This window comes from Paenibacillus sp. HGF5 (assembly GCF_000204455.1).
Taxonomy (GTDB): Bacteria; Bacillota; Bacilli; order Paenibacillales; family Paenibacillaceae; genus Paenibacillus_AQ; species Paenibacillus_AQ lautus_A.
This window is the reverse complement of sequence record NZ_AEXS01000180.1, coordinates 43,148-55,552: the sequence shown is the minus strand read 5'-3', so window position 1 is coordinate 55,552 and position 12,405 is coordinate 43,148. Positions and strand designations below refer to the sequence as shown.

Below are 12,405 nucleotides of genomic sequence, written 5' to 3'. Positions count from 1 at the left end.
ATCCCAGATACACGCTGGCTTCGGGAATTTCCTTAGCTGCAAGCAGCAGCGGAGCTACTCCTATACCGCCTCCCACCAGTGCCGTCCGTCCTTGGGGTTCAGGAAACCCTTGCCCGAAAGGCCCTTCCAGCTGTATTTTGTCACCCGCTTGAAGCGCCGACAGCAGCCACGTACCGGTTCCCTGCACGCGATATAAGAAGGAAACGGAATCCTCCGTCAGATTATGAACGCTGATCGGCCGTGACAGCACGGGATAGGCATCCCAGCAGCGAAGCATGAAGAACTGTCCCATTCGTGCCGGATAGCTGCCTTGAACGGTAAGTCGATAGATGCGATGGGCCAGTCTGACATTTTGAATAACAAGGGCCACGTTCTCATTCTCCTCCCTTGGCGTACTTTTTCCGCCCGCTATGTTCCTTGCTACAGTATCACAGACAGATAAGGCCACCTGTGACATTTCTCATATTCGGGCGTTATCTAGGCTTGATACCTTTTGTATACATAACGCTAGGCGAGAAAAGGGTGGGGATCCTACATGAAAACACTAGTGATCGTTGCACATCCGGGTCTGCATGAGGGATCACGGATCAATCGCGAGCTAACCGAAACGGTGAGACATCATCCTGAGGTGAGGGTGCATGATCTGTATCAGCGGTATCCGGATGGCATCATCGACATCTCGGCCGAACAGCAATTGCTGCTTCAGCATGACCGCATCGTGTTTCAATTCCCTTTCTGGTGGTACAGCTCGCCGCCCCTTCTGAAGCATTGGTTCGACGAGGTGCTGACCTTCGGATGGGCTTATGGCCCGGGCGGCGACAAGCTCCAGGGGAAAGAGTGGGGCGTGGCCGTGACGACCGGCGGAGCTGCGGAAGCCTACGGCAGCGCAGGATATAACCGATACACGGTGGAAGAGCTGACCCGGCCCTATGAAGTGACGGCGAGCCTGGTAGGGGCGATCTACTTGCCGGTATTTACCGTGCATAATGCCATGCAGCTGACGGATGAAGAGCTGCAGCGTCATGCGGAGGATTTTGCGTTGCACGTGACAGGCGCGGTGAGGGCCGGATAAGGGTTGCTAATGAAAACGAAAGTTCCTGTCTTCTACAGTGATGGTTCGATTAACGGTGATGATGGGCAAAACGGCAGGATGTATGCTCCAAACTACAATTGGTGAATATGGACGGCGGATGCTCATTAAAAGTGAAGAAATGAATGGCTGATACATGAGCCTGGCGGCAGAAGCTGCCGGGCTTTTCGGTGTTCTGGCAAATTGGCGAACCGCCCGATCATTCGAAAACATGCGTTGCATTGTGGAGACGCTTATTCTATACTCATATACATAGTTATACGATACATAGATTATCTAGGTATTGGAGTGATAGGGGAATGGGCATTAACAAAGAGCTGCTGAAAGGCAGCACCGTCATTTTATTGCTTACCGTGTTGAACAAGCGGGAAATGTACGGGTATGAGCTGATCAAGGAGATTGAGCAAAGCTCAGATGGCGTGTTCCTGATGAAGGAAGGCACGTTATACCCGATTCTGCACACGCTGGAGGCGGAAGGTTGGCTGGATTCCTCCTGGAGCCAGCATGATGGACGCAAACGGAAATATTACCGAATTACCGAGCGCGGCAGGGAGCAGCTCCATGAGAAGACCAAGGAGTGGGTTAAATTCCGGACGGCGGTGGATACGGTCATCGGGGAGGGAAGCTAGCGTGCGATCGGTTGAAGAATACAAGGTTGTCCAAGACTTCCTGACCCAGGTGTGCAAGCAGGTACGCGCAAGAGCCATGCATCCGGAAATCCGCGAAGAACTGCTCGGCCATATCGAGGAGCGGACGGAGCTTCTGATGCTGGAGGGCAATGCGGAGGAGCCGGCGGTGCAGGAAGCGGTGAAACAGATGGGGGATCCGGGAGATATCGGCAAAAGCCTGCATTTGGCTCATCGGCCTCAGTTGGATTGGAAGCTGCTCGTCCTGCTGGCCTTGCTCTCGATGATTGGGTTGTTCGGGGCGGTGAGCGTGGATTATTCGGGTACGGAAAAGATCACAGATATGTTTGCGAGAAAAGTTGTGTTCTTCGGTATAGGCTTGATCCTTCTCATCGGCTTCTATTTCCTGGACTACAGAAAGCTTAAGAAATACTCCGGTTTTTTGTTTTTTATCACGCTTTGCCTGATGGCGATGACGGAATTTTTCGGGACGAATATAAATGGAGCCAACCTCTATCTTCACGTTGGGCCTATTGTGATTCCCATGCTTGGAACGGTTTCCGTCTTCCTTCTCCTCCTTTCCTTGGCAGGCATGAAGCCTGCGAGTCAGTGGGGGTTATGGGAAAGTGTATTCCACATCCTGTATCGGGGTGTGCTGCCAATCGCACTATACAGCTTGAGTGGTTCGATGGTGTATATGTTCATTTACTTGCTAGGATTCCTGATACTGACCTGGACGACGAAAAGGAATATTAAACAATTTGCGGTATTAACGCTGCTGCCGTTTATTGGATTAGCCTATATCTTGTTTATAAATAGGGTATACCTCATGTGGAGATTGGAGGGGCTCGCAGACCGCGAGGGGGATGGCGGTTATTTCATGCGGGTCATCGCGGATGCCGTTTCTTCCGCCGGTTGGTTTGGTCAAGGATTTGCCGCGCCGAATCCGGGGATCCCGTACGTTTATAGCGACTCCATATACCCCTATCTGATATATTGCTTCGGCTGGATGTTTGGCATCGTGGTTGGCATGGTCGTTCTTTTGTTCCTCGCCAGAATGTGGAGCATAGCCCATGTACTTCACGATTCCTACGGGAAAAATATCGTGACCGGTGTCATCGTGGTCATGGGACTGCGCCTGCTCATGCCGATCCTGATGGGTCTGGGAGTGGTACCCATTGTGAGCCTGGACTTTCCTTTTATCTCGTATGGCGGCGTCAACAACATGCTGGATTTTGCCATAGTCGGCCTGCTCCTCTCCATTTACCGACGCAAAAACATGATCCCAAGCGAGGCGGGAGAAGCGGCTCCTATGAAGGTGGCTTAGTGGAGGTCTCTGAAGATCATCCTTCGATTTCGGTTAACAGGCTAAAATTGTGTAAAAGAAAAAGCGAGATCTTGGGATCTCGCTTTTTCTCGTTTATAGAGAAGCGTCGTCATTCGTTCGGTGGCGTATAAGCTACACCTTCTCCAACGCACCGGCCGCAATCTCTTCAATATAGTGGCAGGCCGCCTGATGGCCTCTGTGCTCTTCGACTTCCCGAAGCATCGGCGCCTCGGATCGGCAGCGATCCGTGGCATACATGCAGCGGGTATGAAACCGGCAGCCGGAAGGCGGGTTGATCGGGGACGGAACATCTCCCTTGAGAATGATGCGTTCCTTCTTGCGCTCGGGATCCATTGTGGGGATGGCCGAGAGCAGAGCGCGGGTGTAGGGATGCTGCGGGCGCCGGAAGAGGGAGTGTTTTTCCGCGATTTCCACGATCGTCCCCAGATACATCACGATAATTCGGTCCGAAATATGCCGGACGACCCCGAGATCATGAGAGATGAACAGATAGGTCAGCTTGAATTCGGTTTGCAGCGATTTCATCAGATTGAGTACCTGTGCCTGGATGGACACGTCGAGCGCGGAGACCGCTTCATCACTGATGATCAGCTTGGGATTCACGGACAAAGCTCGGGCGATCCCGATTCGCTGCCGTTGTCCGCCGCTGAATTCATGCGGGTACCGATTGGCTTGATAGGCGGCCAGGCCGACCGTTTCCAAAAGCTCGATGGCACGGGACCGACGGTCCTTCTTCGGCACGACATTCTGGATGTCCATCGCTTCTTCGAGTACTTGGAGGGCTGTTTTTCTGGGATTAAGCGAGGCGTAGGGGTCCTGAAAAATCATCTGCAGGTCTTTACGCCTTCGGGTCATCTGCGCTTTGTTCAGGGTGAGCAGATCGGTTCCTTCGAACAGCACCTCGCCGGAGGTCGGTTCGTCCAGTCTCAGAATAGCCCGGCCCGTGGTTGATTTACCGCAGCCGGATTCACCCACGATACTGACGGTTTCCCCCTCGTGCACAGAGAATGAAATGTCATCCACGGCTTTGACGACGTTGACGGTACGGCCCAGGATGCCGCCTTTGATCGGAAAATACTGCTTGAGGTTTTTGACGGTTAACAACTCTTTGCTCATGACAGAACGTTCACCTCGCTTTCCGGTTCCCACTGATCGGTGTATTTCCAGCACCTGACTTGCTGGTTATCATCCAGCACCTGAAGCTCCGGCAGTTTGTCGTAACACAGCTTGGCTGCATGGGGGCAGCGGGGGGCGAAGCGGCAGCCTTCCTGCGGATCATAGGGGCTCGGAACCGAGCCCTTAATCGGCTCCAGCGTTTCCTTATCGATATCATGCCGCGGCAGCGAGTTCATTAGGCCGATGGTGTAGGGGTGCTTCGGATGCTTGAACAGGGTCCGCACATCGGAATGTTCCACCACCTTTCCGCAGTACATGACCGCCACGTCATCGCAGGTTTCCGCAACGATGCCAAGATCATGGGTGATAAAAATAATCGACATCTGCAGCTTCCGCTGCAGCTCCTTCATCAGCTCCAAAATTTGAGCCTGAATGGTCACATCCAGCGCCGTGGTCGGCTCGTCTGCAATGAGCAGATCCGGATTGCATGCCAGCGCCATGGCGATCATGACACGTTGGCGCATACCCCCGGACAGCTGAAAAGGGTACTGACGGACTCTTTTTTCCGGGGAGGGGATACCAACCAGCCTCAACATCTCGACGGCTTTGTCCATGGCTTGTTTTTTGCCCAGATTTTCATGGATTTGATAGGCCTCCGCGATCTGGTCGCCGACGGTGAAGACCGGATTGAGCGAAGTCATCGGCTCCTGGAAGATCATCGAGATTTGATTGCCCCGGATTTTCCGCATCTGCCGGTCCGATTGTTGGAGCAGATTCTCGCCGTTATACAGGATTTCGCCTCCGATGATTCGCCCCGGATCAAAGATCAGCCGCAGGATGGACAGGGACAGTATGCTTTTTCCTGAACCGGATTCGCCCACGATCCCGAGCGTCCTCCCCTTGCGTACGGTTAGGCTGATATCATCCACGGCTTTCACTTCGCCCAGTTCGGTAAAAAAAGAGGTTCGCAGGTTCTTGATCGTCAGCAGGTTTGGTGCGTGCTCTTCCATCTTGTCGTAGCTCCCTTCGCTTTCAATTGGTCTGACTGTATTTGCGATTGTGAGGATTATTTGGTTCTTCTGTTTTTAATTTTCCGCTTTTGCGTGCATGGACTGAAAATGAGTTCAGTTGGCCACTTTAGCGTAGTTGAGGACTCTGGTTCCGCTATTTCGTGATTTTCCGCCTTTTAGCAGTAGGTTGAGGACACCAGATCCGTTATTGCGAGATATTCCGGAATTAATCCATGGTTTTGGGTACATTAACGGATCGTCTGTCCGCGTGGATTCGAAAAAAGGTCGATTATCGGTAAATAGGGGATCGTGTGTCCGGACGGGCTCTCAAGCTGCTCGATTACAGTAACTAGTGGGTAAATGTCCGCGTGGATTCGAAAATAGGTGGATTATCGGCAAATAGCGGATCGTGTGTCCGAATCGGCTCCCTAAGCGGCTCGATTACAGTAAATAATCGATTATTAAGCTGCAATGGCCCGTAGCTTCAATAAATCTCGGGTGTGTATGGACTGAAAACGGCTAAGTTGGCCGCATTAGCGTAGTTGAGGACTCTGGTTCCGCTATTACGTGATTTTTCGCCTTTTAGCAGCAGGTTGAGGACACCAGATCCGCTATTGCGAGATATTTCGGCATTAATCCAGGTTTTCGGGTGCATTAACGGATCGTGTGTCCGCGTGGATTCGAAAATAGGTTGATTATCGGCAAATAGCGGATCGTATGTCCGAATAGGCCCCAAACGACTCGATTACAGTAATCAGTGGGTATAAGCCGCAATGAGCCCCCCAAAGCAGCTCGATTTTCGGCAGATAGTGAATCCCGCCGTGTCCGCCTACACTCTAACCGCGATAGACGAAAAATCGCCAATCAATCGAAATCAATACGCTTGTTGAAGTACCGGTAGGAGATGTCCACGAGCAGGTTCACGAGCACGAACATGATCGAGAGCACCAGCACGGTTGCCTGTACGACCGGGAAATCCCGCGCCCGGATCGAGTCGATGACGTAACGTCCCATGCCGTTCACGGCAAACACGGACTCGGTCAGCACCGCCCCGCCTAGCAGGCCTCCAAATTCCAGGCCGATGACGGTAATGACGGGAATCATGGCATTTTTCAAGGCATGCCGGTAGATGATGACACGCTCCCGGACGCCCTTCGCCTGGGCGGTTCGGATGTAGTCCTGGCCGATGACCTCCAGCATGCTGGACCGGGTCATTCGGGCAATAATTGCGGCGCCGCCGGTCCCGAGCGTGATCACGGGCAGGATCGTTTGCGACCACGTGCCCCAGCCGGATGGACGGAACCAGCCTAGGTCCACGGCAAAATATTGGATCAGCATGAGCCCCAGCCAGAAATTTGGCATCGACAGCCCGAACAGGGCGATGAACATGACGCCGATATCGGCAGGGGAGCTTTTTTTGACGGCGGAGATGATGCCGGCCAGAATGCCGAGGAATACGGCCAGAATCGTAGAGTACACGGCAAGCTCGACGGTGATCCAGAATCGGCTTTTGAATATTTCATCGGCGATGGGGCGGCTGCTGCGGATCGAATCTCCCAAATCCCCCTGGAGCAAGCCGCTGACGTAATTCCAATACTGAAGCGGCAGCGGATCGTTCAATCCCAGGTTCTCGCGGATCTTCTCGACCTGCTCCTTGGGCGCCCCTTCCCCGATAATGACCTGCGCCGCATCTCCCGGAATGAGGTGCATCAGCAGGAAGACAACGATGGTCACGCCAATGACGACAGGTATCGTTTGAATCAGCCTTCGAATGGAATAGATGAGCATGGCCCGGCAGCTCCCTTCATTATTTTTTCATTTTCGGGTCAAGGACATCCCGCAAGCCGTCACCCAGCAGATTAAATGCGATGACAACGAACACGATCGACAAGCCGGGAAACAGGGCCACATGGGGGTGGTCCATGATATAGTTGCGCCCATCATTCAGCATGGCTCCCCACTCCGGCGTGGGCGGCTGCGCGCCAAGACCGAGGAAGGACAGGCCGCTGGCGGTCAGGATCGCTACCGCAATCCGCAGCGTCGCCTGCACGATGATAGGGGATGTGATATTCGGCAAAATATGCCCGAAGATGATTCGCCCGTCGCTCGCGCCCAGCGAACGCATGGCATCAATATATTCGAGCTTGCGGACGGCCAGCGTGGAGCCCCGAACGACTCTGGCAAAGGTAGGGATCGAAAAAATACTGACGGCAATGATCACGTTGAACAGGTTTTTTCCAAGGACGCTGACAACCGCCAATGCCAGCAGAATGCCGGGAAACGCCAGCATGACATCGGTCATTCTCATAATGAGCGCATCCCATTTACCTCCGTAATAGCCCGAGATGATTCCGAGCACGACACCAAAGGCTGCACCGATGATCACCGAGATAAAACCGACCGAGAGCGTGAGACGCATGCCATGAATAATCCGCGTGAAAATATCCCGACCGTTGTGGTCCGTACCAAACCAATGGTCGGCGGACGGCTTCAGCAGTTTCGTAGAATAATCCACTTTGGTCGGATCATACTGGGTGAGCAGGGGGCCGAAAATCGCGACAAGGATCATCAGCAGGAGAAAATAGCCCCCGAATAAGGCCGCTTTGTTCTTCTTCAGACGGTGGTAGAAAGATTTCCATTGTGCAAGGCGGGTTCCACTAGGGAGCGATTCTGGTGTTCTGGCATCAGCGGTCATGTTAGGCACGTGAAATCATCCTTTCTCCAAGTATGGATGTCAGAATTGGTGTCGTATAAACGTGAGGTAAATCTGGCTTCTTCTGGTATAAATATCAAATAGTAAAATATATGTTAACTGTGTATAAAATATTTTCCTATTTTGATTGAGAAGGGGGAGTTTGTTTCACATGACAGGTAATAGAAGATTCAAATGGCTTGTCTGCATTCTGGTCATGCTGACCGTACTGATGTCGGCGTGCGGCAGTCCAAGCAAGAGCAGTAACCCGGAAACGCCGCCAAGCGGCACCAATACGCCGACACCTGAACCGGGGGCTAAAGATCCTCCCGAAGGAACAACCGACACCGGTGCGAATGAGCTTGTGATTGCCTGGCTTTCTGATCCGCCATCCATGGACCCTCATATGTCGACGGACCAGCAAACGAGCGTAATGACAACGCATATTTATAACACGTTGGTGATTCATGATAAGGATCTGAACATTCAACCGGGGCTCGCCGAGAGCTGGAAGGCAATCGATGAATTGACCTGGGAGTTCAAGCTGAGACAAGGCGTGAAGTTTACGGACGGCTCTCCATTCAATGCAGAGGTGGTCAAAGCCAACATCGACCGTATGCAGGATCCGGAGGTTGCTTCTCCGCGCGCTTCGCTTGTGGGCATGATTAAAGAGGTTAAAGTCGTTGACGAATATACGGTGCAGCTCGTGACCGAGTATGCTTTCTCGCCGCTGCTTGCCCATCTGGCCCACTCTGCGGTCAGCATGGTTAGTGCGGAAGCCATCAAGCTGGATTACGAGAAGCTGAAGGCAGGCGAGAAGGCAGGTGCTTATCTGGCGCAGAACCCTGTTGGCACGGGTGTATTCAAACTAGAGAGCTGGAACCCGGGACAAGAAGTGAAGCTGGTGGCAAACGCCGATTATTGGGGAGATAAAGCGAAGGTTGAACGGGTCACGTTCAAGGTGGTGAGCGAAGAGGGAACGCGGATCGCGGAGCTGGAAACCGGTTATGCGCATATTATCGACCCGGTGTCGCCGAGCAGCATCAGCCGTATCGAGAGCACGGACGGCATGTCCCTGAACCGTCAGGCTTCGCTAAGCCTGTCTTATATCGGGTTTAATAACAACAAGGAGCCGTTTAACGATGTGCGGGTGCGACAAGCCCTGTCGATGGCCATCAATAAGGATGAAATCATCTCGGGCATCTACGAAGGCACGGGCATTCCTGCCGTCGGCCCGCTGGCACCGGACGTGAACGGCTATGATGCTGCCGTTAAGCCGATCGAACATAACATCGACAAAGCGAAAGAGCTGTTGAAAGAGGCCGGATACGAGGGTGGCTTCTCGACGACCATCTGGACCAATGACAATCCGGAACGAATTAAGATTGCCGAGTACGTACAATCTAAGCTGAAGGAATTAAACGTCGAAGTCAAAATCGAAGTGGTCGAGTGGGGCGCATATTTGGCCCAAACGGCAGAAGGCAAGCATGATATGTTTGTTCTCGGCTGGTCCACGGTTACGGCCGATGCCGATTATGGCATGTATGAGTTGTTCCATTCCAAGAATGTAGGGGAGCCGGGCAACCGTACCTTCACGAAGGATCCGGAGCTGGATAAACTGCTGGATGCCGGGCGTAAAGAGAACGATCCGGAACAACGCAAGCTCATTTACAAGCAGGCGCAGGAGAAGCTGGTTGAGTTAGCGCCGATGCTGTATATCCATCATCAGGAGTATTTAAACGGAGTCAGCAGCAAGGTTGAAGGCTTCTGGCGGCATCCGAACGGCATCATGCAGCTGCATCAAGTGTCCATTCAGCCATAAGGATGTCCTGAAAGCTTCATAGCTTTGAAGCGTCATGATATAAAGAGGATTTACAGCAAGAGGCTCCTATCCGGGGGCCTCTTTTTCGGTGCTGGGACAGGAGATAGGGTTAACCAGCCAATGGTTCATGATCATCCTCGTCGGGAATCCGGATAGATCATACGGCTTGCGAGAGAGGAGAGGAGTCGATATGCTGTCTTGTTTTTTGATGTCAAAAGCATGTTGAAAATATTATATACGTTGACACGTATATATGCATTGGTGTATATTATAGCCATGAATACTTCAGCTATGCAATTAACCCTCTTCACGATCTCGGAGCCGAACCGCTTCAACATTGTTGAACTCTTAAAGCAAGGGTCGAGATCGGTCAGCGACATCGTAGAGACTTTGGGAATCGGCCAGCCTCAAGTATCCCGCCATCTGCGGATACTGAGCGAGGCCGGGCTCGTGAAAGTCCGCAAGAACGCACAGCAGCGCATTTATAGTCTCGAAGCCCAGCCGTTCCAGGAGCTGGACGTCTGGCTCGATTCGTTCAGCCGATTGTGGGAGGAGCGCCTCGACAAGTTCGAGGACTATATGAGCGACTTTAACGGAAAGGAGAGTTAAATCCATTCTTTTACTAGCTCCACAGGAAGATACGGCTCTGCACGCAGAGCCGATTTCACAGATTGGAGGAATTCACATGGGCAGGAAATCGACCATCATGAAAGACCGGGAGCAGCGGAGGCTGACCGTGGAGCGTGTCGTATCGATACCTCTGAAGCTGTCCTGGCAGGGATGGACGAAGCCGGAACACATCGAACGCTGGTGGGGACCAAAGAACTGGAATGCCACGGTATATGAGATGGATGTCAGACCGGGCGGCGTATGGCGCTACAGACTGGCTCCCGATGCGGCGGGCGAAGGGGAAGAAGCCTTCTGCAAGGCGACCTACTCCGAAGTGGCGGAGTTATCGAAGCTCGTTTATACGGATACATTTACCGATCAGGACTGGAACCCCGTTGCAGGCAGCGACATGTTGACCTCGGTTTCATTCGAAGCAGTCAAGGATGGGACCCGATTAAGCATCGTCACCCATTTTGCGAGCGTAGAGCAGCTGGAGGCTGCTGAAGGCATGGGAATGGTGGAAGGATATGCGGATACGCTGGAACGGTTTGAGAACGAAATAAGTTTTTACATAAAAGGACAATAAAAGGAGAGATGACATGAATTACGTTATGTCTAATGACGGTACCCGTATTTTTTATGAAAAGAAAGGGACTGGTCCGGCTGTCATTCTTGTAGCTGCCGCAGCTTCCGATCACAACGATACAACGCGTCTTGGAGGGTTTCTGTCTGAACATTTCACCGTGTACAATTATGACCGGCGGGGACGGGGCAGCAGTACGGATACGGCTCCCTATGCCGTTGAACGTGAGATCGAAGATATCGATGCCCTTATTCAGGAGGCGGGCGGCAGCGCGTATGTATTCGGAAGTTCCTCGGGCGCTGTTCTGGCACTGGATGCGGCGAGCAGACTTGGCGGCAGTAAAGTTAGTAAACTGTTTCTATACGAGCCGCCGTTTATCATTGACGACAGCCGCGCACCCGTACCGGCGGAATACGTGCAGCATTTGAATGCGCTGATGGCCGGGAGCAGGCGCAGCGAAGCCGTAGAGTATTTCATGACAGCAGCGCTGGGCATCCCCGCGGAATATGTAGAATTCATGAAGGCAGATCCTTCTTGGCAGGTCATGGAGGGCATGGCGCATACATTGGCCTATGACGGCATGATTATGGGGAGCACGCAATCCGGCCAACCGCTGCCGACGGATCGCTGGGATGTCGATGTCCCGGTCATGGTGATGACGGGCGAGAACAGCGGAGCTATGTTCCATGGGGCCGCGAGCGCATTGGTCGACTTGCTCCCTCAGTGCGAGCACCGAATGCTGCCTGGTCAGGACCATTCTGCCGTCGTGATGGCGCCGGAAGTGCTGGCTCCCGAGGTGTCGGGTTTTCTGTTGCCTTCGGCAAATCAAATTCCGGGATAAGCGTGCTTGGCTCATCAAGAAACCGTGCCCCTTTTATGGCCACGGTTTCTTTGTTTCCCGTTCCCGTCGAAGTATTATTCGGTCTTCTCAAACGGCTCAATACAATGATGAAAGGCGCTGGTGCGAAACGGGCCGCGCCGTAATACAAAATGGACCTTGGAGCTGCAGTTGAAAACGCCACCGAGCAATCAATACCCTGAGATGCACCTGTTTGCACGGATTGTCAACGGTTATTTGGAAGATCTTAGGACAAGACCTATATGATGATGCTATAATTCTTATTAAGGACAAAGTGCGGTGGAGCGATCACGGCGTAGCCTCTCGTAAAGGGGGTGATACCATGATCGCCCTTGTGGAGCTGCTCGATATTCTCAAAGGTATTGCGACCATTCTGAGCATTGTGCTCAGTGTACGGAAGCTGTATCGCTGGATTCGTCGAAAGCTAAACAAGCGAAAACCCACCGTATAAAGGTTAGCGGCCTTCGGTGGGTTCTTCGTTAAGCTATCAAGTTAACTGAGCACGCCGTGGGGTTCCCCACAGCCTTTGTTCCTAAAGCCTTCACCGTTGGCGCGGTGAAGGCTTTATTTTTTATTATAGTTTGTATTACCTTGGGTTATACCTGTTTATAGTGCATATACGATGTATATATAACACAATCACTCTCTGT

Annotated in this window: 12 protein-coding genes and 1 pseudogene; 8 read left to right on the top strand and 5 right to left on the bottom strand. The window is 52.6% G+C overall.

Features of this window, described 5'->3' with window-relative positions; translation table 11 throughout:
- A pseudogene (locus HMPREF9412_RS31045) lies at nucleotides 1-370 on the bottom strand (dihydroorotate dehydrogenase electron transfer subunit); the annotation flags it as partial.
- Nucleotides 371-535: 165 nt separating this feature from the next.
- On the opposite strand from HMPREF9412_RS31045, the gene HMPREF9412_RS31040 reads away from it, so the two are divergent.
- The 3 genes from HMPREF9412_RS31040 (at nucleotide 536) to HMPREF9412_RS31030 (ending at nucleotide 3,043) form a co-directional block, all read left to right on the top strand.
- Nucleotides 536-1,072, top strand: a complete 537-nt coding sequence (locus tag HMPREF9412_RS31040) for an NAD(P)H-dependent oxidoreductase (RefSeq protein ID WP_009595890.1) — start codon at nucleotides 536-538, stop codon at nucleotides 1,070-1,072.
- Between the two features lie 317 nt (nucleotides 1,073-1,389).
- Complete coding sequence (locus HMPREF9412_RS31035; protein WP_009595865.1) at nucleotides 1,390-1,719, top strand: PadR family transcriptional regulator; 330 nt, start codon at nucleotides 1,390-1,392, stop codon at nucleotides 1,717-1,719.
- Nucleotide 1,720: 1 nt separating this feature from the next.
- The gene (locus tag HMPREF9412_RS31030; protein ID WP_009595884.1) at nucleotides 1,721-3,043 is read left to right on the top strand and encodes an FtsW/RodA/SpoVE family cell cycle protein; all 1,323 of its coding nucleotides are present in this window, start codon (nucleotides 1,721-1,723) and stop codon (nucleotides 3,041-3,043) included.
- Nucleotides 3,044-3,175: 132 nt separating this feature from the next.
- Here the strand turns inward: HMPREF9412_RS31030 and HMPREF9412_RS31025 are convergent, their stop codons facing one another.
- From HMPREF9412_RS31025 to nikC, 4 genes are all read right to left on the bottom strand, one after another.
- Nucleotides 3,176-4,180 carry an ABC transporter ATP-binding protein gene (locus HMPREF9412_RS31025; protein ID WP_009595872.1) on the bottom strand — a complete coding sequence of 335 codons (1,005 nt, stop codon included), beginning with the start codon at nucleotides 4,178-4,180 and terminating at the stop codon, nucleotides 3,176-3,178.
- Nucleotides 4,177-5,190 carry an ABC transporter ATP-binding protein gene (locus HMPREF9412_RS31020; protein ID WP_009595868.1) on the bottom strand — a complete coding sequence of 338 codons (1,014 nt, stop codon included), beginning with the start codon at nucleotides 5,188-5,190 and terminating at the stop codon, nucleotides 4,177-4,179. Before HMPREF9412_RS31020 ends, HMPREF9412_RS31025 begins: the two co-directional genes overlap by 4 nt.
- Nucleotides 5,191-6,054: 864 nt before the next feature.
- Nucleotides 6,055-6,978 (bottom strand): ABC transporter permease, encoded by a 924-nt coding sequence (locus HMPREF9412_RS31015; protein ID WP_009595864.1) that lies wholly within the window; start codon nucleotides 6,976-6,978, stop codon nucleotides 6,055-6,057.
- Between the two features lie 19 nt (nucleotides 6,979-6,997).
- Complete coding sequence (gene nikC / locus HMPREF9412_RS31010) at nucleotides 6,998-7,894, bottom strand: nickel transporter permease (protein WP_009595904.1); 897 nt, start codon at nucleotides 7,892-7,894, stop codon at nucleotides 6,998-7,000.
- A gap of 160 nt (nucleotides 7,895-8,054) precedes the next feature.
- On the opposite strand from nikC, the gene HMPREF9412_RS31005 reads away from it, so the two are divergent.
- The 5 genes from HMPREF9412_RS31005 to HMPREF9412_RS33625 all read left to right on the top strand — a co-directional run bounded on the left by HMPREF9412_RS31005 (nucleotide 8,055) and on the right by HMPREF9412_RS33625 (nucleotide 12,206).
- Nucleotides 8,055-9,704, top strand: a complete 1,650-nt coding sequence (locus HMPREF9412_RS31005) for a glutathione ABC transporter substrate-binding protein (protein WP_009595874.1) — start codon at nucleotides 8,055-8,057, stop codon at nucleotides 9,702-9,704.
- A 276-nt stretch (nucleotides 9,705-9,980) separates the two neighbouring features.
- The gene (locus HMPREF9412_RS31000) at nucleotides 9,981-10,313 is read left to right on the top strand and encodes an ArsR/SmtB family transcription factor (RefSeq protein ID WP_246059744.1); all 333 of its coding nucleotides are present in this window, start codon (nucleotides 9,981-9,983) and stop codon (nucleotides 10,311-10,313) included.
- A gap of 76 nt (nucleotides 10,314-10,389) precedes the next feature.
- On the top strand, nucleotides 10,390-10,899 hold the full coding sequence (locus HMPREF9412_RS30995) for an SRPBCC family protein (protein ID WP_009595908.1): 510 nt from the start codon (nucleotides 10,390-10,392) through the stop codon (nucleotides 10,897-10,899).
- Between the two features lie 13 nt (nucleotides 10,900-10,912).
- Nucleotides 10,913-11,737 (top strand): alpha/beta fold hydrolase, encoded by an 825-nt coding sequence (locus tag HMPREF9412_RS30990; protein WP_009595882.1) that lies wholly within the window; start codon nucleotides 10,913-10,915, stop codon nucleotides 11,735-11,737.
- Between the two features lie 340 nt (nucleotides 11,738-12,077).
- On the top strand, nucleotides 12,078-12,206 hold the full coding sequence (locus tag HMPREF9412_RS33625) for a hypothetical protein (protein ID WP_009595889.1): 129 nt from the start codon (nucleotides 12,078-12,080) through the stop codon (nucleotides 12,204-12,206).
- The last annotated feature ends 199 nt before the right edge of the window (nucleotides 12,207-12,405 follow it).